Source organism: Duganella sp. HH101, assembly GCF_001758795.1.
In the GTDB taxonomy this organism is placed as follows: domain Bacteria; phylum Pseudomonadota; class Gammaproteobacteria; order Burkholderiales; family Burkholderiaceae_D; genus Rugamonas; species Rugamonas rivuli.
The window spans coordinates 212,931-236,717 of the sequence record NZ_LRON01000006.1; the positions used below are offsets into that span (position 1 = coordinate 212,931).

Annotated in this window: 21 protein-coding genes and 1 pseudogene; 8 read left to right on the forward strand and 14 right to left on the reverse strand. The window is 65.4% G+C overall.

The features are described from left to right. Positions 1 to 12 precede the first annotated feature (12 nt). From DUGA2_RS12195 to senA, 3 genes are all read right to left on the reverse strand, one after another. Positions 13 to 1,332 (reverse strand): hypothetical protein, encoded by a 1,320-nt coding sequence (locus DUGA2_RS12195; protein WP_070269517.1) that lies wholly within the window; start codon positions 1,330 to 1,332, stop codon positions 13 to 15. Between the two features lie 221 nt (positions 1,333 to 1,553). Further along, positions 1,554 to 2,843 carry an amidohydrolase family protein gene (locus tag DUGA2_RS12200; protein ID WP_070269518.1) on the reverse strand — a complete coding sequence of 430 codons (1,290 nt, stop codon included), beginning with the start codon at positions 2,841 to 2,843 and terminating at the stop codon, positions 1,554 to 1,556. A gap of 71 nt (positions 2,844 to 2,914) precedes the next feature. Beyond that, the gene (gene senA, locus DUGA2_RS12205; protein WP_070269519.1) at positions 2,915 to 4,072 is read right to left on the reverse strand and encodes a selenoneine synthase SenA; all 1,158 of its coding nucleotides are present in this window, start codon (positions 4,070 to 4,072) and stop codon (positions 2,915 to 2,917) included. A 79-nt stretch (positions 4,073 to 4,151) separates the two neighbouring features. Here senA and senB point away from each other — a divergent pair, with 79 nt between their 5' ends. Both senB and selD read left to right on the forward strand, forming a co-directional pair. Further along, a complete protein-coding gene (gene senB, locus DUGA2_RS12210) occupies positions 4,152 to 5,156 on the forward strand; it encodes a selenoneine biosynthesis selenosugar synthase SenB (RefSeq protein WP_070269520.1) in 1,005 nt (334 codons plus the stop codon). Further along, positions 5,153 to 6,199, forward strand: coding sequence for a selenide, water dikinase SelD (gene selD / locus DUGA2_RS12215; RefSeq protein ID WP_070269521.1), 1,047 nt, complete (start codon positions 5,153 to 5,155; stop codon positions 6,197 to 6,199). The genes senB and selD overlap by 4 nt, the downstream gene beginning before the upstream one ends. Here selD and DUGA2_RS12220 read toward each other — a convergent pair whose 3' ends face one another. Continuing rightward, on the reverse strand, positions 6,200 to 6,859 hold the full coding sequence (locus DUGA2_RS12220; RefSeq protein WP_070269522.1) for a glutathione S-transferase family protein: 660 nt from the start codon (positions 6,857 to 6,859) through the stop codon (positions 6,200 to 6,202). Continuing rightward, positions 6,856 to 7,272: a DoxX family protein gene (locus tag DUGA2_RS12225; RefSeq protein WP_070269523.1), complete on the reverse strand. Its 417-nt coding sequence runs from the start codon at positions 7,270 to 7,272 to the stop codon at positions 6,856 to 6,858. The genes DUGA2_RS12220 and DUGA2_RS12225 overlap by 4 nt, the downstream gene beginning before the upstream one ends. Positions 7,273 to 7,344: 72 nt before the next feature. Between DUGA2_RS12225 and DUGA2_RS12230 the strand changes: the two genes are divergently transcribed. Further along, on the forward strand, positions 7,345 to 8,223 hold the full coding sequence (locus DUGA2_RS12230; RefSeq protein WP_070269524.1) for a LysR family transcriptional regulator: 879 nt from the start codon (positions 7,345 to 7,347) through the stop codon (positions 8,221 to 8,223). On the opposite strand, the gene DUGA2_RS12235 is transcribed toward DUGA2_RS12230, so the two are convergent. Then, entirely contained in the window at positions 8,197 to 9,042 is an 846-nt protein-coding gene (locus DUGA2_RS12235) for an arginase family protein (protein ID WP_083296296.1), read from the reverse strand. The genes DUGA2_RS12230 and DUGA2_RS12235 overlap by 27 nt on opposite strands. A 39-nt stretch (positions 9,043 to 9,081) precedes the next feature. After that, positions 9,082 to 9,504, reverse strand: coding sequence for an ester cyclase (locus tag DUGA2_RS12240; RefSeq protein ID WP_083296297.1), 423 nt, complete (start codon positions 9,502 to 9,504; stop codon positions 9,082 to 9,084). A gap of 173 nt (positions 9,505 to 9,677) precedes the next feature. On the opposite strand from DUGA2_RS12240, the gene DUGA2_RS12245 reads away from it, so the two are divergent. Further along, the gene (locus DUGA2_RS12245) at positions 9,678 to 10,589 is read left to right on the forward strand and encodes an AraC family transcriptional regulator (protein WP_070269527.1); all 912 of its coding nucleotides are present in this window, start codon (positions 9,678 to 9,680) and stop codon (positions 10,587 to 10,589) included. Positions 10,590 to 10,630: 41 nt separating this feature from the next. Here the strand turns inward: DUGA2_RS12245 and DUGA2_RS12250 are convergent, their stop codons facing one another. Both DUGA2_RS12250 and DUGA2_RS12255 read right to left on the reverse strand, forming a co-directional pair. Next, on the reverse strand, positions 10,631 to 11,560 hold the full coding sequence (locus DUGA2_RS12250) for a cupin-like domain-containing protein (protein WP_070269528.1): 930 nt from the start codon (positions 11,558 to 11,560) through the stop codon (positions 10,631 to 10,633). 47 nt (positions 11,561 to 11,607) lie between these two features. After that, on the reverse strand, positions 11,608 to 12,384 hold the full coding sequence (locus DUGA2_RS12255; RefSeq protein WP_070269529.1) for an APH(3') family aminoglycoside O-phosphotransferase: 777 nt from the start codon (positions 12,382 to 12,384) through the stop codon (positions 11,608 to 11,610). A gap of 428 nt (positions 12,385 to 12,812) precedes the next feature. Between DUGA2_RS12255 and leuA the strand changes: the two genes are divergently transcribed. Together leuA and DUGA2_RS12265 are read left to right on the forward strand one after the other, a co-directional pair. Next, positions 12,813 to 14,513 (forward strand): 2-isopropylmalate synthase, encoded by a 1,701-nt coding sequence (gene leuA / locus DUGA2_RS12260; RefSeq protein ID WP_070269530.1) that lies wholly within the window; start codon positions 12,813 to 12,815, stop codon positions 14,511 to 14,513. An 89-nt stretch (positions 14,514 to 14,602) separates the two neighbouring features. Beyond that, positions 14,603 to 15,400: an alpha/beta fold hydrolase gene (locus DUGA2_RS12265; protein WP_070269531.1), complete on the forward strand. Its 798-nt coding sequence runs from the start codon at positions 14,603 to 14,605 to the stop codon at positions 15,398 to 15,400. Between the two features lie 411 nt (positions 15,401 to 15,811). On the opposite strand, the pseudogene DUGA2_RS35005 reads toward DUGA2_RS12265, so the two are convergent. Further along, positions 15,812 to 16,165, reverse strand: a pseudogene (locus DUGA2_RS35005) (hypothetical protein); the annotation flags it as partial. Positions 16,166 to 16,508: 343 nt separating this feature from the next. Between DUGA2_RS35005 and DUGA2_RS12275 the strand changes: the two are divergent. Continuing rightward, positions 16,509 to 18,056, forward strand: coding sequence for a methyl-accepting chemotaxis protein (locus DUGA2_RS12275; RefSeq protein WP_070269533.1), 1,548 nt, complete (start codon positions 16,509 to 16,511; stop codon positions 18,054 to 18,056). On the opposite strand, the gene DUGA2_RS12280 is transcribed toward DUGA2_RS12275, so the two are convergent. Genes DUGA2_RS12280 through DUGA2_RS12290 form a run of 3 tightly spaced genes read right to left on the reverse strand, consistent with a single transcriptional unit; the run spans position 18,031 to position 20,776 of the window. Then, entirely contained in the window at positions 18,031 to 18,558 is a 528-nt protein-coding gene (locus DUGA2_RS12280; RefSeq protein ID WP_070269534.1) for a GNAT family N-acetyltransferase, read from the reverse strand. The genes DUGA2_RS12275 and DUGA2_RS12280 overlap by 26 nt on opposite strands. A gap of 27 nt (positions 18,559 to 18,585) precedes the next feature. Continuing rightward, positions 18,586 to 19,263, reverse strand: a complete 678-nt coding sequence (locus DUGA2_RS12285; RefSeq protein ID WP_070269535.1) for a response regulator — start codon at positions 19,261 to 19,263, stop codon at positions 18,586 to 18,588. A gap of 10 nt (positions 19,264 to 19,273) precedes the next feature. Further along, positions 19,274 to 20,776 (reverse strand): ATP-binding protein, encoded by a 1,503-nt coding sequence (locus tag DUGA2_RS12290; RefSeq protein ID WP_070269536.1) that lies wholly within the window; start codon positions 20,774 to 20,776, stop codon positions 19,274 to 19,276. Positions 20,777 to 20,929: 153 nt separating this feature from the next. Between DUGA2_RS12290 and DUGA2_RS12295 the strand changes: the two genes are divergently transcribed. Continuing rightward, positions 20,930 to 22,516, forward strand: a complete 1,587-nt coding sequence (locus tag DUGA2_RS12295; protein ID WP_070269537.1) for a cytochrome C — start codon at positions 20,930 to 20,932, stop codon at positions 22,514 to 22,516. A 3-nt stretch (positions 22,517 to 22,519) separates the two neighbouring features. Here DUGA2_RS12295 and egtB read toward each other — a convergent pair whose 3' ends face one another. Then, positions 22,520 to 23,773 (reverse strand): ergothioneine biosynthesis protein EgtB, encoded by a 1,254-nt coding sequence (gene egtB, locus DUGA2_RS12300; RefSeq protein ID WP_070269538.1) that lies wholly within the window; start codon positions 23,771 to 23,773, stop codon positions 22,520 to 22,522. Between the last annotated feature and the right edge of the window lie 14 nt (positions 23,774 to 23,787).

Here is a 23,787-nt window from a genome sequence, read left to right on the forward strand (position 1 = left end):
CGGCCAAATCGTTCACTTGCGAGTCAACTGCTGGATGTTCAGATGATTCTCGTCGCCGATCAACAGCACGGCGTGATCGCCGAACACCATTTGCCGCAGCACGGGCGTGTTGCCAATCTCGGAGCCCGGACCAAACAGCTTGATACGCAGGATGGCTGACTTCTGCGCCGATTGCGCCGCCGTGCCGACGCCATAATCGGCCACCACCAGCACATCGCCGACCGGATCGCCGGGGTTGTAGGAACCGACCACCACATCGGCAAGCAGCAAACTGCCCTTGTAGAGGCGGGCGTCGATCTCCGGTGCGCGGCTGGTGCCGGCCCATTTGCTGGACAGGGTTTCCTGTCCCAGATCGGTGCGGCCGACCGGCAGCACAGCCACGCCGTTCTTGTCGAGCGCCACGCCCATCACGCCGCCGGGGCTCGACAGCGTGGCCTTGCCATTCCAGATCACGCCCAGTTTGCCGTTGTCGTCCAGCGCCACCGCGTAAGGCCGGGCGCCGCCCGTGCCCAGCGACCGCAGGACCGGAGCGCCCAGTCCTTTCGGCCACATGCCGACCATGGCGCCGCCGCCTTCGAGCCAGGTGGTCAGCACCGCGCCACCCGTCGCCGCCACATGCGGATGCAGGGCCGATGTCGATATCTCGAACGGAGGCGTCAGCTGCCGGCCGTTGAAATCGAACTTGCACAGTTTGAGCTGGTATTGCGTCTTGTCGGTAATTGGCAGCAGCGAGAAGGTCGCCACATGCCAGAAGCCATTGCCATCCACCGCAGCGCTGCCTTCGGCCGGCGCCAGTTCGGTGGTCGATGTCGCGGCGACCGGCGGATACAGGTCGATGGCGTCGCCGACGCGCTTGGCCTGGGCGTCGAAGTGCAGCAGCTTGGTGCCGGTGCCGGACTGCACCATCACGAAGCCATCGGGCGACGGCAGCATCACCCACTCGCCGGTGTAGCCGGCGGCCAGCGTGAAGCCATAATCGGTGCTGGAGAGCAGCGTGCCATCCTTGCCCATCACGCTCAGACGGGTGCGCGCATATACCTGCTTGCCGTTGACGGTGATGGAGGAGTCGGACAACGAGCGCATCACGATATGGTCGCCGACGATCAGCGCATCGCTCATGCCCTTCAACGCCGCACCGCCCGGCAGCGTAGCGACCCGGGGCAGCCCGTCGAGCGCGATGCTGGCGGTGGTGTCGGGCGCGGTGTCGATGAAGGTGCCGGCCGTGGTGTCGGCCGGCGTGCCGCTGGCTGACGATCCGGAGCCGCCGCAGGCAGCAAGTGCGGCGGCCATCGCCAGCAGGGCCAGATGACGGGGGAAGGCTTGAAAACTCATACTGGCTCGCAGTGCACTGTCTGAAAGCGAAAAGTATATAGAAAAACAATCTTCTCCCTATACCATCCGCACCACAACAGCATGGCCCCGCGAGCCAGCGGGATGACCCGGCAAGCCTTTATGTAAGTTGTTTCAAAATGCACGCAGCTAGGCGTGGCGCCGAAGACAGTGCGTATGCACGGCAAGGCGCCACAACGACGCTGCGGGCTTTTTGAAACGACTTACTTTCGGATGACTTCGCCGCCCTTCATTACGAAGGTCACTTTGGTCAGCTCGGTGGCGTTTTCCGCCGGATCGCCCTTGACCGCGATGATGTCGGCGTACTTGCCGACGGTGAGGGAGCCGACGCGGTCCTTCCAACCCAGCAGATCGGCCGCGTTGATGGTGGCCGCCTGGATCGCCTGCATCGACGTCATGCCGTACTTGATCATGTAGGCGAACTGCCTGGCATTGTCGCCGTGCGGGTAGACGCCGGAGTCGGTGCCGAAAGCCATCTTGGCGCCGCCGGTGAAGGCCTTGCGGAAGTTGTCGCGCTGGAGCTGGCCGACCACCTTTTCCTTGGCGATCGATTCCGGCAGCAGACCGGCCTTCTCGCCTTCCTGCAGAATGAAATCGTCGTTGTAGATGTCCATCACCAGGTAGGTGCCCTTCTCGCGCGCCAGCTTGATGCCCTCGTCGTCGATCAGGCTCGCGTGCTCGACCGAATCGACGCCTGCCAGGATCGCATCGCGGATGCTGCTGCTGCCGTGCGCATGCGCCGCCACCTTGCGGCCAAGCTTGTGCGCCTCGCCGACCAGGGCCTGCATCTCTTCCAGCGTGTACTGCTGCGCGCCCGGCTCATCGCCTTTGGACAGCACGCCGCCCGATGCGCAGATCTTGATCACGTCGGCGCCGTACTTGGCCATCTCGCGCACCTTGGCGCGGGCTTCCCACGGGCCGTCGGCCACGCCGCGGCTGGTGATCTTCATATCGGCCGGCAGCAGGTTCTCGTCGCAGTGGCCGCCCTGGATGCCAATGGCGTAGCCGGCGGTGCGCATGCGCGGGCCGATGAAATCACCGTCGTTGATGGCGTCGCGCAGCGCGACGTCGCCGAAGCCGCCGGCGCCGACGTTGCGCACGGTGGTGAATCCCGCCTCCAGCGTCTTGCGCGCGGCGCGCACGCCGTACAGCGCGGCGCGCGTGTCGGACACGCCCAGCGAGTTGTAGCCGCCCAGGTAAGGGTCGGCGGTCAGATGGGTGTGCATGTCGATCAGGCCTGGCAGCACCGTCTGCGACGACAGGTCGATCAGCTGCGCGCCGGCAGGCACCTTGGCCGAAGCGCTCGGGCCGACCGAGGTAATGCGCTCGCCGGTGATGACGATGGTCTGGTCCTTCAGGACGGTGCCGGCGACCACGTCGACCAGCTTACCGGCGCGTATCGCCACCACTTTGCCGGCATCGGCAAACGACGGCGCGGCCGCGCCCATGGCGCTCATGACGGCGGCGGAGATCAGGAGATGCTTGAGTTTCATCGGGTGCGCCCTTTTCTTGGAAAAGAAAAGAATAGCAGAGCTCCCGCGAAAAATCGTTCTTATTGTTTAAATTAACCCGGCCACGCGCAGGTGCGGAAGCCGGCGAAGATGTCGTCGCGTTCGGGCAGGAAGAAATTGCGGAACCTGGCCGAGCTGAAACGCTGCGGCGTGGCGAACGAGGCGCCGCGCAGCACCTGGTGGCTGGTGAACCAGGGCTCGGAATACTCGCGGTAGCGATCCACTTCGAAGCCCGGATAAGGCTCGAACGGCGACGCCGTCCACTCCCACAACTGCCCCCAGCGGAACGCCGGATGGCCGGACAGCGCGGCATACTCCCACTCCATCTCGGTCGGCAGGCGGCGGCCGGCCCAGGCGCAGTAGGCCTGCGCCTCGTACAGGTTCACGTGGCGCACCGGTTCGGCGCCGGACAAAGTCGAAAGCTGGCCGAAACGCGTCGTGCGCCACTGGCCTCCGTCACGCTGCCAGTAGCGCGGCGCCGAGCGCTCCTGGCGCATCAGCCAGTCGGCGCCGGCGGTGCTCCAGAACTGGCGGTTGTCGTAGCCGCCATCGCCGACGAAATCGGCGTACTGCGCGTTGCTGACCAAGGTGCTGTCGATGGTGAACGCCGCCACGCGGCAGGCATGCGCCTGGCGCTCGTTGTCGAACACGAAGCCTCGGCCGGCGGCGCTGCCCAACTCTATGGTCCCGCCGGGAAAACCGATCTGCGACGGCGCGAACAACGAGGTCTCGCCGCGCGCCGCCTGCGCCGGCGCGGACAGGCCAAGTGTCTGCAAGGTATAGAGCAGCGCCTCGCCATGCATGTCCTCATGCGCCAGCGCCAGCCGGTATGGATACAGCGCCGCGTCGTCGTTCGGTTCGCGCGAGAGCTTGTCGAGCACGCGGTCCAGCACCTCGTGGCAGTAGGTCTTCAGCGCGCCGGTGCTGGGCAGGTCCAGCGTCCAGCGGCTGCGGTGCGGCACCATCGCCGAGTCGAACCAGTCATCGCCCTTGCTGAGCAGGCAGTTGCCGTGGGCGTCGGCCGGATGGCTGGAGCTGGCCTCGCGCAGGATGAACCACTCGGCAAACCAGGCGATGTGGCCCAGTTCCCACAACGGCGGATTGACGATGCGCAGCTGCGGCACCCGCATCGGCACATCCATGCCGGCGGCGGCGAAGCAGTCGAACAGCGACAGCGTATAATCCCGCGCATGCCGCAGGGCCAGCGCCATCTGCTGCGGCGTGGCGTTCCTGAATGAAGAGGGGCTCGAAGTCATGAGCCGATTGTAACGACTTCCAGCCAAAACACCAGTGAGCACACACCACATCTGGATCGTCAGCCCGGCCTCGGCCCGCGCCAACAACGGCAACTGGCAGAGCGCAAGCCGCTGGGCGCGGTTTCTGCGCACGCGTTACCGGGTATCGATTTCGCAACAGTGGCCCGACTCAGGCACCGGCGCTGGCGCATTGCCGCCGCCCGACCTGCTGATTGCCCTGCATGCGCGCCGCTCCGCGCCGTCGCTGGACGCATACACGCAGGCCTTCCCGCAACGCCCTTCCATCCTGCTGCTGACCGGGACCGACCTGTATCGCGACATCCACACCGACGACAGCGCCCAGCGGTCGCTGCGCCAGGCCGGCGCGCTGGTGCTGTTGCAGCCGGCCGGCCTGGACGCCCTGCCCGCGCCGCTGCGCGCCAAGGCCAGCGTGATCTTCCAGTCCGCCGCCACGCTGCGGCCCGCCGCGCAAGGCTCCCGTCGCCACCTGGACGTCTGCATGATCGGCCACCTGCGGACGGAAAAAGATCCGCTGACCTTCATGCGTGCCGCCGCGCTGGTGACAGCGCCCGCAGCGCGCCTGGTTCACATCGGCGGCGCGCTGGAACCGTCGCTGGAGCAGGCGGCGCTCGCCACGCAGGCCGCGCACCCGCGCTACCGCTGGCTGGGCGCCTTGCCGCACGGGGCCACGCGCCAGCGCCTCAAGCGCAGCCGCCTGATGGCGATCACCTCGCAGATGGAGGGCGGCGCCAACGTCATCATCGAAGCCGTCTGCAGCGGCGTACCGGTGCTGGCCAGCGACATCAGCGGCAACCGGGGCATGCTGGGGGATGACTACGCAGGCTATTTCCCAGCCGGCGACGCCGCAGCGCTGGCGCACTTGATCGACCGCGCGCTGGCGGATCCGGACTACTACGAACTGCTGCGCGCCCAGTGCGACGCACGCGCCCCACTCTTCGCACCAGCCGCCGAGCAGGCGGCATTGCTGGAGTTAGTGGATAATCTGCTGCATAAAGCTAACCTAGGAATGACATCATGAGCACTGAAGCTATCAAACTGACCTCCTTTTCCCACGGCGGCGGCTGCGGCTGCAAGATCGCGCCGGGCGTGCTGTCCGAGATCCTGAAGAATTCGTCCGGCTTCCCGGTGCCGAAGGAACTGATGGTCGGCATCGAAACCGCCGACGACGCCGCCGTCTACAAGCTCAATGACGAGCAGGCGCTGATCGCCACCACCGACTTCTTCATGCCCATCGTCGACGACCCGTTCGACTTCGGCCGCATCGCCGCCACCAACGCCATCTCCGACGTCTACGCCATGGGCGGCACGCCGATCATGGCGTTGGCGCTGGTCGGCATGCCGATCAACAAACTGCCGATCGAAACCATCGGCCAGATCATCAAGGGCGGCGAATCGATCTGCGCCGAAGCCGGCATCCCCATCGCCGGCGGCCACACCATCGACTCCGTCGAACCGATCTACGGCCTAGTGGTGCTGGGCCTCGTGCATCCGTCCAAGGTGAAGCGCAACGCCGACGCCAAGGCCGGCGACGTGCTGGTGCTGGGCAAGCCTCTGGGCGTGGGCGTGCTGTCCGCCGCGCTGAAGAAGGACAAGCTGGATGCCGCCGGCTACCAGGCCATGATCGCCAACACCACCAAGCTCAATAAACCTGGCAAGGCGTTGTCGGAAATGGCGGGCGTGCATGCGCTGACCGACGTCACCGGCTTCGGCCTGCTGGGCCACCTGCTGGAACTGGCGCGCGGCGCCAAGCTGGCCGCACATCTGGAGATGGCCAAGATCCCGCTGCTGCCGGGCGTTGAACAGCTTGCACACGACGGCTATTTCACCGGCGCCTCTGGCCGCAACTGGGAAGCCTACGGCAAGGATGTCGAGCTGTCGCCATCGGTATCGCAGGCGCAGCATATGCTGCTGACCGATCCGCAGACTTCGGGCGGCCTGCTGGTGTCATGCGACGCCGGCAGCGTCGACGAAGTGCTGGCGCTGTTCCGCCGCGAAGGCTTCGGCGAAGCGGCCGTCATCGGCCGCATGGCCGCAGGCGACGCGCGTGTGACGGTGGCCTGATTACTCAACCATCCGGGCCGTCAACGCCGAGCCGCGCTTGCGCAGAAAGGCGCGCAGCAGGTCCGGATAGTCGGCCGACACGGCCTGCCGCACAGACGGCCGCGCAGCAAGCGCGGTACGCCATGCGGCCGTTCGCGGCAGCCCTTCCAGCATGCCGAAATCCGCTATGCCATCGAAGACGTCGAGATAGCGGAACACCGGCCCGAACACCGCATCGACCATGCCGAACTGCCCGTCCATGAAGAACGGGCCGTCACCCAGCGCAGCCTCTACCTGCTGGAAGCGCTGGTGGATGTCCGCAGCGCCGGCGGCCAATGCCCGCTCGTCAGCGGCGTTATAGAAGGCGCCAATCGCATTCAACAGCGCAGAGCCGAACTCCATCCACGAACGCTGCCGCGCGCGCTGCAAGGGCTCCGGCGGATGCAGGCGCGGCGTATGGGTCTCGTCCAGATATTCGCAGATCACGGCCGATTCGAATACCGCAGCACCGCCGGTCAGCAGCACCGGCGTCTTTCCCAGCGGTGAAACAGCCAGGAACCAGTCCGGCTTGGCCGCCAGATCGATATCGCGCCGCTCGTACGCGACGCCTTTCTCCGCCAGCACAATCGCCGCCCGCTGCACATAGGGGCACAACGGATGGCTGACCAGGACGGGCCTCATGCCGGCACCATCGAGCGGCTGCGGTGCAGCGCAAATGCGCCGTCGCCCATCAGCCAGAGCGCCAACGACGCGGCCAGCAGGAACACTGGATATTCCCAGCCACCACCGGCGCTGGTGTGCACCCAGCCATTACCCGCATGGACGTACGCAGCAGCGGCCATTACCGGCGCCAGCCCGAACGCGACCTGGCGAGCATAAATACCCAGCACCAGCGCGGCGCCGCCCAGCAGTTCGGCCGCAAACACCGGATACGCCAGCCACGCCGGGAAGCCCACGCTGGCAAAGAACTGCGCGGTGCCGGGCAGCGTAAATACCAGCCACTTCAGCATCGCATGCGCGATCCACATCACGCCCAGGCTCACCCGCAGCAGCGTTACGCCATAAGCGGCGCTGTTGGTCTTTTCATTCATCATTTGCTCCCTCAAGAAGTTCGATGGAGTTAATATACGATTTCAATTTCGCAATGAAAATAGGCGGCTACGCACATGCTCTCTGCAAAAACGCAATACAAACTCGGCTCGCAGGATCTTGAAATCATCCTGGCACTGGTACGCGGCGGCACGCTGGCCGAGGCGGGAGAGCGGCTGTCGGTAGACGCCTCCACCGTTTTCCGCTCGGTGCAGCGGATGGAGAAAGGACTGGGCACGCGCCTGTTCGAACGCTCTCGCCAGGGATATCGGCCGTCGGAACTGGCGTTGTCGCTGGCGCAGCACGGCGAGCAGGTCGAGGCGCAGCTGGACGCGGCGCGCGCGGCCGCGCTGCAAAGCCCCGAGCAGGTGGACGGCACGGTGCGCATCACCAGCACCGACACCTTCCTGCATGCGCTGATCGCGTCCGCGCTACGCGATCTGCAGGCCAGCCACCCGCTGCTGTCCTATGAGCTGGACACCAGCAACCAGCTGGCGAACCTGACCCGCCACGAGGCCGACATCGCGGTGCGCGCCACCAAGCGGCCACCCGCGCATCTGGTCGGAAAACACATCGGCCCGATCCGCGTGGCGCTGTTCGCCGCGCGCGGCGGAAAATGGAAGAAGGCCAATGCCGACAAGGCGCCGTGGATCGCGCCGGACGATGCGCTGCCCGAACACCCTTCGGTCATCTGGCGCAAAAAACATCATCCCAAGGTGACGCCGCAATTCCGCGTCAACAGCATCCTGAGCGTGGCCGAGCTGGTGGCGCTGGGACTGGGCGTGGGCATACTGCCGCTGTTCCTGGCGCGGCAGCGCAAGGAGTTGGCGCAGCTGGGCGGCGTGCTGGACGAAGCGCAAACCGAGCTATGGCTGCTCAGCCACGCAGAATCGCGCCACCTGCGGCGCGTATCAACGGTGTTCGGACATCTATCCCGCAGCCTGAGGCTGGACTGAGCGGCCCAGCGCCTTCAGTACAGGCGCAAGCGCATCGATCAGGGGCGCCGGGGACACCGGCTCGCCGCCCTCTTCCCAGGCATTCTGGAACTCGGCGATCTCGAGGCCGATCACCTCATGCTCCGCAAGGACCATGCAGGCGGCGCGCAAGTCGTCCAGCGACAGGCCGTTGTCGCTGACGTAATCGGTAGGCACGATGCCCGGATCGAGCACGTCGCAATCAAGGTGTATGTACACGGCGCGCCCGGCGACTGCGGCGCGCAACCTCCCGTCCAACCCGGCGCCCACCGGCAAATGCGTCACCGCGCCCGACTCGATCAGGTGGATTTCCGCCGGGTCCAGATCACGCTGGCCCACCAGCACGACGTTGGACAAAGCCAGCCCCGCGCCCAGTCCGGACGTCCACAGCCCTGCAGGGCCGGAGATCGCCATGCCGCCCAGGTAGCCGCTGCTGCTGGTGGCTGGCGTGTTCAGGTCCGCATGGGCGTCGAGCCACACCACGCACGCATCCGGGCGATGCCTGGCCACCACCGGCAAGGTCGCCAGCGAAGCGGCGCAGCGATTCAACGCGGTCAGCGGCCGGGCATGACGGGCAAAGACCGCATCGAGCTGTTCGGCCAGCGCGCGCAGTCCCGGCTTGGCCGCATCCAGCTCGACCTGCCAGCCTTCGTGGAGTGCCGGCGCCGGCGTGCCGACCACCGTGACGGCAAGATCCAACTGTTCGCCCAACACGCGCGCCACCGACTTCGCGCCGGGAATCGCCAGGTTGTTATGGTCCGCCACGCGGCCCTGAAACAAGGTCATCGCCACTTCAGTCATTGCTTGCCTCCTCAAGAGTCCTATTGCTGTCATTGTATTTTACGCAATCTGCGCAGCGCCCGCCGACAGCAGTTGCTGATAGACGCCGAAGAAGTCTTCCAGATGCCGCGTGGCGACGATCTGCCCATTCTGGAAGTAATGGAACTCCATCGTCGCCAACTCAATGGCGGCGCCGGTCGCGGTCAAACCCAGGAATGGGCCGCGCTGCACACCGCGCAACACACACCGGCATGCCACAACGTCGGGAGCACATTCATAGATTTCTTCGACCGAATACGTAAGATCCGACAGCACAGCGCGCAGATACCCGACAGTGCCTTTTTGCCCTTCCCGTCCGCCGGGATTGCCCGGCACCGCAGGCAACGGCTGCCAATCCCCGGCGAGGATCTGATCGAAGCCGGTCAGATCGCCGGTACTGAAAACTTCGTAGAATTTCTTTACTGCGTTGATATGGTTGCTCATGATTCTGATCTCCTGATGATGTGGACAGTGCGATCAGTATCGGTCGAAAGGGAGGGAGCATTTTGCCGGATACAATCAATTTCTTGCCTGATTCGACGAAGCCTCACAAAAACTTCGGCGTAAATCACGCAAGAGGTGATACGCTGAAGCTCTCGATAAATCGCAAACATCAAATGAATACCGCGCTCCTCTCCAGGCAAGAGCAGCTGGACAAACTTGGCAGACAAATTTCCGATATTGCACGAATCGACGGCGACCATGCGACCGCCATACCGGCCCTGACTATCTATCGCCGCAGCACCGTGACGGAGCCGATGCCGACTGTGTACACCATGGGGCTGGGCATCACCATCCAAGGCGGCAAGCGGGTCGTGCAAGGCGGGCAGGTGTTCGACCACGGGCCAGGCCAGGCGCTGGTGGCTTCGATCGACCTGCCCGCCGCCGTTCATGTCACGCGGGCGAAGGCGGCGGCTCCGTATCTCGGCATACGGCTGGATTTCGAGTTGGAGACGATCACACGGTTTGCCGAAGCGGCGAACCTCTCCAAGCCGAATCGAAGGGCGACGTTCCGCGCCCTGTCCGTGCTGTCGCTGGACCTCGGAGTGCTCGACGCATTGGGGAGACTGATCCAGATACTGGCCGAGCCCAAACTCACAGCGTCGATTGCTCCCCTCATCCAACACGAAATTTTCGCGCGCCTGCTATTGGGGCCGCAGGGCACGGCCTTGAACCATCTGATCGCGGCCGGCACACCAGCGAGGCAGATCGCACACGTGATCCACTGGCTGAAGGCGAATTACGCGGAGAGCAGTCCTATCGATGATTTGGCCGCCATGGTGCACATGAGTCCATCGACCTTCAGGGAGCATTTCCGCGCCTTCGCCGGCATCAGTCCTTTGCAGTATCTGAAGCAGCTACGCCTGCAAAGCGCACGACTGATGATGCTCAACCAAGGCATCGACGCCAGCAACGCAGCCGCGCGGGTCGGCTACGAGAGCCCGTCCCAGTTCAGCCGCGAATATAGCCGCCTGTTCGGCGCCCCCCCGCAGCGGGACATCAGGCGCGCGAGGAGCGTCGGCGGATAGTCGGTTTTCGCCACAAGAGTGTTTTTTTAACAACCGCAATCTTACTGAACTTCCGGCGCCCGCAAAGAGGTATCGCCGTTCAATGCAAACGGCATGGCCCTGGCCCAGCGGTTGGACGACAGAGAGAACGTCAGCGCCCGCACCTGATGGTACCAGCCGGCCGGCACGTAGAGCATGTCGCCTGGATTGACGATGACTTCGATCGTGGTGGCCTGCCGCGCCAGCGGGAACTTCTCGAAATCCGGCGCCTCGGGATCGAACGGAGAGCCGAACAGGATGGCGTTCGCCTCGTTCGGGTACAGGAACTCGTCGTGGTGCGGCGGCGCCAGGAAGATGCGCTTGGTGCCCCAGATCTGCGCGAAGATATTGTCGTCGTAATCGCAGTGCAGCGGCGTTACCGTGCCCGCAGGCCCCAGCCAGAAACGCGGTGGCCCCATTTTGTCGAAGTACGTGGGCCAGTGGCACAGCCGGTTCAACTCGCGTAGCTCCAGATTGCCCAGATACGGCGGCAGGTCGTGCGTGCCGGCGGCTACCAGCTCCAGATACTCCAGCATCGACATGTCCTGCATGGCGCGGTCGGGAGCGAATGCGGTGTTGATGTAGTCGCCCACCCGCGCGCGCACCGGCAGATGGCTGTAGTGCTCGCGCAGCGCCTGCGGCGTCAGTCCGCACAACGGCCAGCGGTCGACCAGCCCGGTCATCAGGAAAGGCAGGCCTTCCGCCGCGCGCTTGCGGAAGGCGGCGGCGTCGAGCGCCCGCATGCGCGGCACTTCGGTAATCGCGGGCAGCGTGCGGGATACGCGCTTGATCGCCTCGCGCATCGCCTGTATCGACGTGACGCCGCGCACCTGCGCATCCCTGTGCTCGCGCGCCAGCTTTTGAGCGGCAGGGTCGGCGGACCACGCAGACTCCGACTCCTGCCTGGTAGGCGGCAGCCGAGGTGCTTCCACCGCTTTCTTCTGTTTCGACATATCCCGAACTTAAATATTTTGCAGGGCGACAGTATAACTGCTCGCCCTCAAAACAGTTCGTCGAGCTGCTCGAAAAACTCCCGCTTTGCAAGCGCGTCGGGCACACCCAGCCCATCAAGGAATTGCGCGGCGCTGTGCTCCGATACGTCGTCGCGCAGATTGCGGTGGATGAAGGCGATGTCCAGCCAGCGGTCGGCCAGCCCTCCCCGCCCGGCGTCGATGAAGTGCAGCTCGCCGCGCTGGTCGACAAACACGTTGTTGTCACACAGGTCGCCATGCGAGAACACCAGATCCTCGTTGGGGATGGTGGCCCGCAAGCGCGCCAGCAGGTCGGCCGGCGTGGCCAGACCGGGCCATTGTTCGAAATCGTAGTCCTCGTCGATCAGCCCTTTGCCGACCAGGTAATCGAGTTCGCGCAGCCGCGCAGCCGCGCCGGAATCGAACGGGCAATCGGCGACGGACACCGATTGCAGCTGGCGCAGCGCTTCGCGGAACAGCTCCAGCACCGGGCGGCCCTCGGCAATCAGCGACGACAGCGGCACGCCCGGCACGGCGCGCGTGATCATGCATTCGCCATCGTCAGCCGGCGCGGCGAGGACCACCTCCGGCACGTTCACCCGTCCGGCCAGCCATTGCAGCACCGCCGCCTCGCGCATTACGCTGTAGGTGGTGGACGCGTACACCAAGGGCGACGTCTTCAGGAAAAACACCTCGTCCCCGCGCCGGAAGCGATGGACCTGGCAAGGCGATTCGCCGATCTCGTCCCGCTCCAGGACGGCGTCGCCGATAAAACCCGCGATGGCGGATGGCAGCTTGAGTGGCATATGTCCCCTTTTTCAAGATATCAAAAATGCCACGATATTATTCATTCATGCCACCGAGGTCAATTCTCCTTGACAGCCAAGGCGCCGATCTCGTACATTTAAGGCCATGACCTCGCATCTGCACCTATCCGCTTTCCTGCTGCCGTCGCCTAGCGCCCTATCGCTAGCGATGCGCCTACTAGCACGCGCTTAATCCGCGTTCCAGCTGTACCCCAGTGCCGGCCACAAGCCGCACCTGTCTACAAATCCCAGGAAAGTTTGCACCGATGTTCCCAGCCTTGTCGCTACTGCTAAAACTACCGATCGGTTGCCGAGCCTAGTATCCCGTGGCCGCACGGCAGCCCTTCGCCACAGCACAGCGCCAGCGCACGACGATTCGTCGGACCGCGGCATCCAGCATTTCCCAATTTGAGACACAGGAGTTCCCCATGATGTTGCAGAACCCAGCAGCGAAGTACCGCGCCTTCCCACCAGTTCAATTGTCCGACCGCCAGTGGCCGAACAACGTCATCTCGAAACCGCCGATCTGGATGAGCACCGATCTGCGCGACGGCAACCAGGCTCTGATCGAACCGATGAGCGCCGAGAAAAAACTGCGCTTCTTCGAACTGCTGGTGAAGATCGGCCTGAAGGAAATCGAAGTGGGCTTCCCTTCCGCTTCCCAGACCGACTTCGACTTCGTGCGCAAGCTGGTCGAGGAAAACCGCATCCCGGACGACGTCACCATCATCGTGCTGACGCAGTCGCGCGATGAGCTGATCCGCCGCACCGTGGAATCGGCGGCCGGCGCCAAGCGCGCCATCGTCCACCTGTATAACTCGGTGGCGCCGGTGTTCCGCAAGGTCGTCTTCGGCATGTCGCGCGAAGAGATCACCAGCATCGCCACCACCGGCACCAAGCTGGTGAAGGAATTGATCAAGCAGCACCCGCAGACCGAATGGGGCTTCGAATACACGCCTGAATCGTTCTCCACCACCGAACTCGATTTCTCCAAACACATCTGCGACGCCGTCACCGCGATCTGGGAACCGACCCCGCAGAACAAGATGATCATCAACCTGCCGTCGACCGTGGAGTGCAGCACGCCCAACGTCTACGCCGACCAGATCGAGTGGATGTCGCGCAAGCTGGCGCGCCGCGATTCGCTGATCATCAGCGTCCACCCGCACAACGACCGTGGCACCGCCGTCGCCTCCGCCGAGATGGCCGTGATGGCAGGCGCCGACCGCGTCGAAGGCTGCTTGTTCGGTAACGGCGAACGCACCGGCAACGTCGACCTGGTCACGCTGGCCTTGAACCTGTACACGCAAGGCGTGCATCCGGGCCTGGACTTCTCCGACATCGACGAAGTGCGCAAGTGCGTTGAAGAGTGCAACCAGCTGCCGGTGCATCCACGTCATCCATACGTGGGCGACCTGGTGTTCACCGCCTTCTCCGGCTCGCACCAGGACGCGATCAAGAAAGGCTTCGCCCAACAGCAGGAAGGCGCGCTGTGGGAGATCCCTTACCTGCCGATCGACCCGCAAGACCTGGGCCGCAGCTACGACGCCGTCATCCGTGTCAACAGCCAGTCCGGCAAGGGCGGCATGGCCTACCTGCTGGAACAGGATTACGGCCTGGTGCTGCCGCGCCGCCTGCAGATTGAGTTCAGCCGCGCAGTGCAGGCCGTGGCCGACGCCACCGGCCTGGAGATCACCGCCGAAGGCATCTACGACATCTTCAACAAGGAATACTTCGAGCAGACCTCGCCGTACGCCTACAACGCGCACAAGATGGTGGAGGACACCAGCAGCGACGAGCCGGTGCAGATCGATATCTCCCTGACCCACCGCAAGGCGCCGCTGGCGCTGCAAGGCGGCGGCAACGGTCCTATCGACGCCTTCGTCAACGCGCTGGGCCTGGACATCAAACTGATGGACTACCATGAGCATTCGATCGGCTCCGGCGCCAACGCCAAGGCGGCCTGCTATGTCGAACTGCGCCTGGCCAACGGCCCGACCCTGTTCGGCGCGGCCATCGACAGCAACATCGTCACGGCCTCGTTCAAGGCGGTGCTGAGCGCAGTCAATCGCCAGCTCACGCAGCGCGAAACCGCCGCAGCGCCAGCGGGCGCCGACGCTACCGTATAATCCCCGCACCGGCCAGCTGCCGCCAGAGCCGGATTCTGATGGGCGCCCCACGAGGGCGCCCTTTCATCATCCATTGCTCACTTCTATCCATGAACCATTTCGCTCTCTCCGCCGCCCTGCTGCTGACGACCGCCGCTGCCCACGCGACGCCACCTGCAGGCCAGGATGCGCTGGCCGGCGCACAAATCAAGGTCGATGTCGGCGGCCGCAAACTCAATATGTACTGCACCGGCAAAGGAGCGCCGACGGTGCTGTTCGAAGCCGACAGCGGCCGCGCGGGATGGGATTGGTCGGCGGTGCTGCCGGAAGTGGCCAAGCGCACGCGCGCCTGCGTCTACGACCGCGCCGGCATGGGCGCCAGCGATCCGATCATGCGCGCATCGACGGTCGCAAATGCCAGCAAGGACTTGAACTTCCTGATCAAGAACGCCCATCTGGACGCGCCCTTCGTATTGGTGGGCGCGGGCTACGGGGCCATGGTGGCGCAGCACTACGCACTGCGCTCGCGTGGCGCCGTCACCGGTCTGGTGCTGGTGGAGGCCATGCATGAAGACGCGCTGCCCGCAGACCGCGCCGCCAGCCTGGAAACGGCACTGGCTTGCCTGAACGCGGCGGAACAGGGCAAGACCGGCGCCGGCTGCGCCTACCCGGCCACCGCCATCAACGGGGAAATCGGTCCACGGTTGGCGGCGGCACAGGCGGCGCAGGCAGCGCGGCCAAGCTACTGGCGTGCCCGTGCCTCCGAGCTGGACAGCCTCGATACCAGCGCAAGCCAGATGCGCACAGCGCGCAAGCCATTCGGCGACATGCCGGTGGCCGAAGTGGCGCATGGCGAGCCGGCGGCCATCGCGGCCGCCGTCATGGAAGTGCTGGACAAGCAGAAGTAAAGGCGGCCTCGCGGGCGGCAAGCGTCGCCCGCTTCTCCCTGAAGAACTCCCCAGGCCGGCTTCCGCCACTTCAAGATCGGCATTCTGCGCGCCCGTCAGCTTGCCGATCAGCGCGGGATAGCGCCTGCTGGGACTTGGTTCCGCATGGCCGCCGTTTTCGATCTTGTACAACCCCACTTGCAAGCCGTCCGGGGCGTCGCCCCACATGTAGCGCGTCACCCGCGTCCTGTCCCACTCGTGGCGATGCGGGATCTCCAGCACGCTGGGTTCATCGGGAAGACCGGCCAGCTCGCGCCATGTCCGCACGCTGTCGTCGATGCTGCTGATCGGGTCCAGGAAACCCATCATGTAAAAGTACTTGCCGCCCCGGTAGGGCATCAGCGGATCGGCAGTGCAACCGAAGAACAGCGCGGGCAACGGCACCACGGGCGTGGGCGCCGCGTGAGGCGGCGGCATGCCGGAGACGATGGTGGAAAACGCCGCCAGCTTGTGCGGGATCTCGACCACCGCGCGGTAGGTCAGATGTCCGCCACGGGAAACGCCAATCAGATAAACACGGTCGGCATCGGCGTCGTATTCGGCTACGGCCTTGTCGATCAACGCCGAGAGCAGCGCGACGTCGTCCTTCTTCGCGACTTTTTCCTTGCTAGCAAAGCAGTCGTTCCAGCCGCCCGCGCCGGCATCAGGCGCGATCACCAGCAGCCCTTCGCGTTCGGCGATCTCCAGCCAAACCGACAGCGGCGACGGCGGAAACGCCTGCCCCATCACCTGCTCGGCCGAAGCGCCCGCACCATGCAGCACGATCACCAGCGGGCGCTTGCCCGGCAAGCGCCGCCCGGGTTGCGCCAGCAGATAGCGGCGCACGCCCTCGGGCCGCGCGAGCGTCTCGACGCTGGTGTGGGCGCATGCCGCCGTGATGGTGGCGGTTCCCAGAAAAGCCGTTTTCAATCCTTCGCGCAGGCCTGTCAGCACATGCTGCTCCAAATGACAAAAATGCCAAGATACTACGCTTCGTCCACCCCGCGCAACACTCGTTATTGATGAGCGTTCCGCACTGCACCATTCTCGCTATACTGGATTCTCGCCTGGATCCCTCATGGAGTCGTGCATGAATATCTCGAACCTGAAAATCGGTGTGCGGCTTGCCGTCGCATTTGGTGCAGTGCTGGTGCTGATGGCCGTGCTAATAGGTGTCGGCCTGCAAAGGCTGAGCAGCATCAGCCAGCTCAATGCGACCATCATCGACAAGGACTGGGTCAAGGCCGATGCCGCGGCCACTGTCGGCAGCACGACCCGCGCCAACGCGGCGCTGACGCTGGAACTGTTCACCGCACCCGATCCCGCGCGCACGGCGGACATCCTGCGCGAGATGGACGTCAACAAGAAGACCATCAGCGCCGCGCTGGAAACGCTCGACGCCCTGCTCTACACCGACGAAGGCAAGGCCCTGCTGGCGACCATCCGCGAGCAGCGCAAAGCCTATGTGGCATCCTTCACGCGTGTCACCAAAATGCTGGCCGTCGGCCAGCGCGAAGAAGCGCAGGGCGTGCTCCGCACCGACATGCTGCCCAAGCTGGCCAAGGTGCAGGCAAGCATACGCCAACTGGCGGACCTGCAAAAAACCGTGGCGACCGCCAACGGTGAGTTGGTCAAGCACGACATCTCCATGGCCGGCCAGATGATGGCCTGGCTGGGCATCGTGGCGCTGGCGCTCGGCCTGGCCTTCGCCTGGCGCGTGACGCGCTCGATCACCGATCCTATCGGCCAGGCGCTGAAGATGGCGCGCGCCGTGGCGTCGGGCGACCTGACCTCCCGCATCACCCACGACCAGCGCGACGAAATGGGCCAGTTGCTGGGGGAGCTGGGCAAGATGAACGAAAACCTCGCCAACATCGTCGGCCGCGTGCGCAACGGCACCGGCGCCATCACCACCGCCTCGGCGGAAATCGCCAGCGGGAATATGGATCTGTCCTCGCGCACCGAGCAGCAAGCCAGCTCGCTGGAGGAAACCGCCGCCTCGATGGAGGAACTGACCAGCACCGTCAAGCAGAACGCCGCCAACGCCCATCAGGCCAACGAGCTGGCGCAGTCGGCGTCGCAGGTGGCGCAGCGCGGCGGCGAGGTGGTGGCGCAGGTGGTCGGCACCATGAACTCGATCAACGATTCGTCCCGCAAGATCGTCGACATCATCGGCGTCATCGACGGCATCGCCTTCCAGACCAACATCCTGGCGCTGAATGCGGCGGTGGAAGCGGCGCGTGCAGGCGAACAGGGTCGCGGCTTCGCCGTGGTGGCGTCCGAGGTGCGCAACCTGGCGCAACGCTCGGCCAGCGCGGCCAAGGAAATCAAGATGCTGATCGACGATTCAGTGGACAAGGTGGCGGCGGGCGCCCGCCTGGTCGACCTGGCCGGCAGCACCATGAACGAGGTGCAGGACAGCGTGCGCAAAGTGACCGACATCGTCAGCGAGATCACACTGGCCAACCGCGAGCAGACTGGCGGCATCGAACAGATCAACATCGCCATCAGCCAGATGGACCAGGTGACGCAGCAGAACGCCGCGCTGGTCGAACAGGCGGCGGCAGCGGCGGCGGCCATGCAGGACCAGGCCGGCCAGCTGAATCAGGTGGTCAGTCAGTTCCGGCTGGCGGCTTAGCGGCGAGCGCGCGCGACATGGTGATTTCGTCGTAAAACTCGCCGTCGACGATCATCGAATCGGGCTCGCGGCCGAACTCCGTGAAGCCCAGCGATTCATACAGGCCTATCGCTTCCGCATTGCCGGCGGTGACGGAGATCGTCATCCGCTGCACGCCCTCCATCGTCGCCGCAAACGCCAGCGCGTGCTCCATCAGCTGCCGCCCCAGTCCCAGCCCGCGATGGGTCTGTGCGACGTACATGGCGCGCACATAGGCCTTGTGCCGCACCTTGAGCGCGGTCTCGCGCCCCACTCCTACGATGCCGACCAGCTCAGCGCCGTCGAAGGCGCCGAACATATTGCGGCCGGAGTCCGGCGCCAGCCGGCCCTCTATCGTCGACAGCGGCGTATCGCATTCCTCTTCGTAGCTGGAACCGAAAGCGGATGCCGACAAGCGCAAGCCCTCCAGCCGCAGCGACTGGAACGCGGATGCATCGGATGAAACCAGACGGCGGATGAACATGGTGATCCCGGCTCAGTGAATCGGCAATTATAGCGGCAGCTCGAAGCGGTAGCCTACGCCGTACACCGATTGCAGGCATTCGGCGTCCGGCAGCTTGCGGCGGATGTTCTTGATGTGCGAGTCGACGGTGCGGTCGCCGATGTCGCGCTGGTCCTGGTGGGCGAAGTCCAGCAGCTGCTGCCGCGTGTAGACGCGGCTGGGATTGTCGATCAACTCGGCCAGCAGGCGGTATTCCAACGGCGTCAGCGCCAGCGCGGCGCCGTTGTGCAGCACGCGCATGCCGGCGCGGTCGATCTGGAACGGCGAAGCCGGTGTGGCCGGCGCCTGCGGCTGCGGCACCCCTGCCCCACTGCGGCGCAAATGCACGCGCACGCGCGCCACCACTTCGCGTGGACTGAACGGCTTGCAGACATAGTCATCGGCGCCGCTGTCCAGGCCTAGCAGGCGGTCTATCTCGTCCACGCGTGCGGTCAACATGATGATGGGCACCTGCGAGAATGCGCGCACCTCGCGGCAGACGCCTATGCCGTCCAGCTCCGGCAGCATCAGGTCCAGCAGTACCAGGTCGACGCCGCCGTCGCGGATGATGCCGACGGCGCTGCGGCCGTCGGCGACGCAGCAGGTCTGCCAACCCGCGTTGCTCATATAGTCCGCCAGCAGCGCGGCGATTTTGGTGTCGTCTTCTACAATCAGGATGTTGGGCACGTGCTTGCTCCTATTTTTTCAGCGGCAGGCGCACCACCATTTTTACGCCTCCCAGCACGGACGGTGCGGCGCATATGCTGCCGCCGTGCGCTTCCACCAGCGCCTTGCAGATCGCCAGACCGAGGCCGCTGCCACCACGTTCGCGCGTGCGGGCGCCGTCCACGCGGTACAGGCGCTCGAAGATGCTTCCGAGGACGTCCGACGGTACGCCGGGCGCGCTGTCTTCCACCACGATCTCCGCGTGACCAGCGGCGCTGCTCAACGCGACCACGATCTGGCCGCCTTTGTCGGTGTAGCGCAGACTGTTTTCCAGCAGGTTGGTGACGACCTGCTGCAGGCGGCCGGCATCGCCTTGCAGTGCCACAGGCGCAGACGGCAGGCTCCAGCTCAGGTCCAGGCCGCACTTCTGCGCGCGCGGCTGGTAGCGCTCCAGGGTTGGCCGCAGCAGCTCGCCCAGGTTCAACTCATGCCAGTGATAGTGCAGATCGCCGGCATCGGCCATCGTCAGCTGGTGCAGGTCGTCCACCAGTTTGTTCAGGCGCAGCACCTCGGCGTGCAGCGATTGCAGCGCGTTGGCGTCGGCCTGGCGGATGCCGTCCAGCAGGGCTTCGATCTCGCCGCGTATCACCGTCAGCGGCGTGCGCAGTTCGTGCGAGACGTCGGCCAGCATCTTGCGGCGCTGACGCTCGCTCTCCTCCAGCGCTTCGGCCATGGCGTTGACGTGCAGCGCCAGTTCAGCCACTTCGTCACGCGACAGCAGCGGCGCACGGGCGCTTAGTTCTCCCAGGGCCAGGCGCGCGGTCACATCGCGCAGCGCGGCCACGGGGCGCAGCAGATGGCGGGCCAGCCAGATCGCGGCCAGGATGGCCAGGGCGATCAGCACGGCGGACATCAACAGTATCGATTGCAGCTGCTCGCGCAGGAAGACGGTGGCGCTGGCATCGGCGCCGCCGGTCTCGCGCAACGGCATGAGCCGCATGTGGCCAACCACCACGCCATCAACCTTGATGGCGCGTTCGGCGCCGACCTGGATGTCCGGAGGGCCGATCAGCTTGCGGCCCTGCGCGTCGGTGATGGATATGCGCTGCGCGAAGTCCATCGGATCGTTGCGGCGTGGCGGCGGTTCGGCTGGCCTATCGGCCGGTGGCTGGTCCGCTTCCGGCGGTGGCGGCTCGCGCCGCGGCCCGGGATGAGGGGGAGGCGGCCGGCGGCCCCGGTGCGGGCGGCGCGCATCGCCATCCGGTTCGAACACTTGGCTGCGCGGCGTGATCCGGTTCAGCAGCTCGCCGAGCGCGCGCGGTTGGCCGCGCAGCCAATCGAAATTGCCCTCGGTGCGATAGCGCTCCTCTAGCAGCTCGCGCAACTGGTCGAAGTCCTGCACCTGCAATTCGTTGAGGTAGGCGACAAAGCCGCGCTTGAGATTACTGCTGGCGACCCACGCCATCGTGCCCACGCACAGGATGACGATAGCGATCACCGCCAGCGCGATCTTGCGGGCGATGGTCAACCGCATGGCTGGCTCACTGGCTTCATGCCTCCATCATAACCGCCAAATGTGGAGAAAATATGAGGGACTGGCAAAAACGCGACACCTCCACCGGCCTTCATTTTTTCTACACATTTGCGCGGCAATCTCGCACCGTCATCACACAAGACGGAGACCACCATGTATCAACGCGCGCTTTACCTGGCACCGGCCATCGCCTCCGCCCTGCTGGCCGCTTGCGGCGGCAGCAGCCCGACAGCGGACAACACCAGCACCACCACCCAGCGCGTACTGCAAGGCGGCGCACAGGGCGCAGCCACCACGCTTGCCGCCGTCACCGTGCAGGCCGCGCCCGCAGCAGCAGCAGCAGCAGCGCCACCGCCGCCCATCGTACTGGAGCCTGTGCCTAACGACGAAGGCGCCTCGCTCACCTTCAGCAGCGCGGGTGCGGTGGACACGGCCAATCCCTTCTTCAAACCCTTCGGCAACGGCCGCTCCTGCGCCACCTGCCACCAGGCGGACAACGGCTGGAGCATAGGCCCGGACAAGCTGGCCGCCCGCTTCACCGCCAGCGGCGGCACCGATCCCGTGTTTCGCCTGGTGGACGGCGCCGTCTCGCCACTGGCCGCGACGGCCACGCTGGACCAGAAGCGCGTCGCCTACAGCATGCTGCTGACCAAAGGCCTGATACGCGTCGGCCTGCCCATGCCCGCCGGCGCCGAATTCTCACTGGTGAAAACCGAAGACCCCTACAACTACGCCAGCGCCAAGGAGCTCTCGCTGTTCCGCCGCCCCCTGCCGACCACCAATCTCAAATTCGCCAGCAGCGTGATGTGGGACAGCCGCGAAACCGCCAGCGACGCCGCCTCCACCCTGTGCCTGAAAGACGTGCGCCCCGCCCAGTGCTTCGCCAGCGTCGACGCCAGCTTGCTGCATCAGTCCAGCAGCGCGGTGCGCGGCCACGCCGAAGCCGCGCAAGACCTGACCGCCGCCGAGCAGCGCGCCATCGTCGATTTCGAGAAAACGCTGTTCACCACGCAGATCAGCTCCATCGACGCCGGCAGCCTGACCGACGCCGGCGCACTGGGCGGCCCGGCCAGGCTGGCGGCCAACGCCTTCTACTTCGGCATCAACGACGTCGAATCGGGCGACTACCAGACCGGCGCGCCCTTCAACCGCAACGCGATGGCGATGTTCGGCGCCTGGCGCAACCTGGACCGCCCGCTCCCGCCGCCAACACCGGTGCGCGGCCGCCCTGCTCCGCCGCCGCCCGCTCCCAGCGCCCAGAACCTGGCCCGCGCCGCGATCGCGCGCGGCGAGCAAATCTTCAACAACAAGCCGTTCAACATCAGCGGCGTGGCCGGTTTCAACGACGAGCTGCGGCGCCCCCTGCAGCGCGGCTCCTGCGCCAGCTGCCACGACACGCCCAACTCCGGAACGCACTCGGTGGTCCGCATGTTCAACACGGGCGTTTCGGCCGGGGCGCGCCGCACGCCGGACATGCCGCTCTACACGCTGCGCAACAACGCCAGCGGCGAGACGGTGACGATCACCGACCCAGGCGCTGCCATGCTGACGGGGAAATGGAAGGACATCGGGCGCGTCAAAGTACCTAGCCTGCGCGGCATCGAATCGCGCTCGCCCTACTTCCACGACGGCTCGGTGCACACGATAGAAGACATCGTCACCTTCTACGACAAGCGCTTCAACATCGGCTACACCGCGCAGGAAGCGGCCGACCTGGCGGCCTTCCTGAAGGTGCTGTAAGGCTTAAGGCGCCAGGCGCGCGAGCCGCACGCCCGTGAACTGCCAGCGGGCGCCGGCAGGGAAGAAATTGCGGTAGCTGGCGCGCGCGTGGCCGTCCGGCGTGGCGCAGGATGAGCCGCGCAGCACGTACTGGTTCATCATGAACTTGCCGTTGTACTCGCCCAGCGCACCGGGCGCGCTCTGGTAGCCGGGATAGGCCGCGTAGCTGCTGCTGGTCCACTGCCAGCAGTGGCCGAACATCTGCAGCAAGCCATCCTCGCCGGCGGCGCCGGCCGGATGCAGCGTGCCGGTTTCCACAACCGCTTGCGCGGCGGCGAACTCCCACTCCGCCTCGGTCGGCAGACGGGCGCCGGCCCAATGGGCATAAGCATCCGCTTCAAACAGCGACAAGTGCGTCACAGGCCGCGACAGGTCCAGCGCCTGCGTGCCGTGCAGCGTGAACTCCCGCCATTGCCCCTGCTCGTCCTGCAGCCAGTAGATAGGACAGCTCAGGTTCTGGCTGCGCACCCAATCCCAGCCCTCGGCCAGCCACAGCGCGGCGTTGAAATAGCCGCCCGCCGCGATGAACTCCAGGTACTCGCCGTTCGTCACCAGCCGCGACGCCAGTTCGAACGGCGCCACATACTGCTTATGGCGCGGCAGTTCGTTGTCGAAGCAGAAGCCGCTGCCTTGATGGCCGATGTCGGTCAACCCGCCCGCGAACGGCAGCCACGCCATCGGCGGCGCCGCCTTGGCGCGCGCCAGCGGCACGGCCATGTACTCGGGCAGCAGCGCGCTTTGCGCCAGCAGGTGCTTGACGTCGGTGAGCATTAGTTCCTGATGCTGCTGCTCGTGCTCCAGCCCCAGCGTAATGAGCATCGCCAGTTGCGCGCTCTGCTCCGCATCCAGGTCGCCGGCCAGCAGCCGGGCGATGCGGGCATCGACATCGGCGCGGTAGGCGCGCACCTGCGCCATCGCCGGCCGCGTCAAGAGGCCGCGCTGCGCGCGCGGGTGCTTCTCGCCGATGCCGTTGTAGTAGGAATTGAACAGCACCCGGAACGCCGGATGGAAAGGCGCAAAGCCATCCTCCATGCGCTCCAGGATGAAGGTCTCGAAGAACCAGGTCGTATGCGCCAGATGCCATTTGATCGGACTGGCGTCCGGCATCGACTGCGCGCCGCAATCCTCGTCGGTCAGCGGCTCGGCCAGCGCCAGCGAACGGCGGCGTACCTTGTCATAGCGGGTGGAGAGGTCTTGCTGCGGCGGGCGCATATCCATGGGCGTAGTCGGCT

Coding starts and splice junctions, on each gene's coding strand:
- DUGA2_RS12230 (WP_070269524.1), top strand. CDS start 7,345: ATGCTCTCTGCAAAAACGCAATACAAACTCGGCTCGCAGGATCTTGAA.
- selD (WP_070269521.1), top strand. CDS start 5,153: ATGAGCACTGAAGCTATCAAACTGACCTCCTTTTCCCACGGCGGCGGC.
- DUGA2_RS12265 (WP_070269531.1), top strand. CDS start 14,603: ATGAACCATTTCGCTCTCTCCGCCGCCCTGCTGCTGACGACCGCCGCT.
- DUGA2_RS12295 (WP_070269537.1), top strand. CDS start 20,930: ATGTATCAACGCGCGCTTTACCTGGCACCGGCCATCGCCTCCGCCCTG.
- DUGA2_RS12220 (WP_070269522.1), bottom strand. CDS start 6,859: ATGAGGCCCGTCCTGGTCAGCCATCCGTTGTGCCCCTATGTGCAGCGG.
- DUGA2_RS12200 (WP_070269518.1), bottom strand. CDS start 2,843: ATGAAACTCAAGCATCTCCTGATCTCCGCCGCCGTCATGAGCGCCATG.
- DUGA2_RS12280 (WP_070269534.1), bottom strand. CDS start 18,558: ATGTTCATCCGCCGTCTGGTTTCATCCGATGCATCCGCGTTCCAGTCG.
- leuA (WP_070269530.1), top strand. CDS start 12,813: ATGATGTTGCAGAACCCAGCAGCGAAGTACCGCGCCTTCCCACCAGTT.
- DUGA2_RS12245 (WP_070269527.1), top strand. CDS start 9,678: ATGAATACCGCGCTCCTCTCCAGGCAAGAGCAGCTGGACAAACTTGGC.
- DUGA2_RS12225 (WP_070269523.1), bottom strand. CDS start 7,272: ATGATGAATGAAAAGACCAACAGCGCCGCTTATGGCGTAACGCTGCTG.
- DUGA2_RS12255 (WP_070269529.1), bottom strand. CDS start 12,384: ATGCCACTCAAGCTGCCATCCGCCATCGCGGGTTTTATCGGCGACGCC.
- senA (WP_070269519.1), bottom strand. CDS start 4,072: ATGGCGCTGGCCCTGCGGCATGCGCGGGATTATACGCTGTCGCTGTTC.
- DUGA2_RS12240 (WP_083296297.1), bottom strand. CDS start 9,504: ATGAGCAACCATATCAACGCAGTAAAGAAATTCTACGAAGTTTTCAGT.
- egtB (WP_070269538.1), bottom strand. CDS start 23,773: ATGGATATGCGCCCGCCGCAGCAAGACCTCTCCACCCGCTATGACAAG.
- DUGA2_RS12235 (WP_083296296.1), bottom strand. CDS start 9,042: ATGACTGAAGTGGCGATGACCTTGTTTCAGGGCCGCGTGGCGGACCAT.
- DUGA2_RS12290 (WP_070269536.1), bottom strand. CDS start 20,776: ATGCGGTTGACCATCGCCCGCAAGATCGCGCTGGCGGTGATCGCTATC.
- DUGA2_RS12195 (WP_070269517.1), bottom strand. CDS start 1,332: ATGAGTTTTCAAGCCTTCCCCCGTCATCTGGCCCTGCTGGCGATGGCC.
- DUGA2_RS12275 (WP_070269533.1), top strand. CDS start 16,509: ATGAATATCTCGAACCTGAAAATCGGTGTGCGGCTTGCCGTCGCATTT.
- DUGA2_RS12250 (WP_070269528.1), bottom strand. CDS start 11,560: ATGTCGAAACAGAAGAAAGCGGTGGAAGCACCTCGGCTGCCGCCTACC.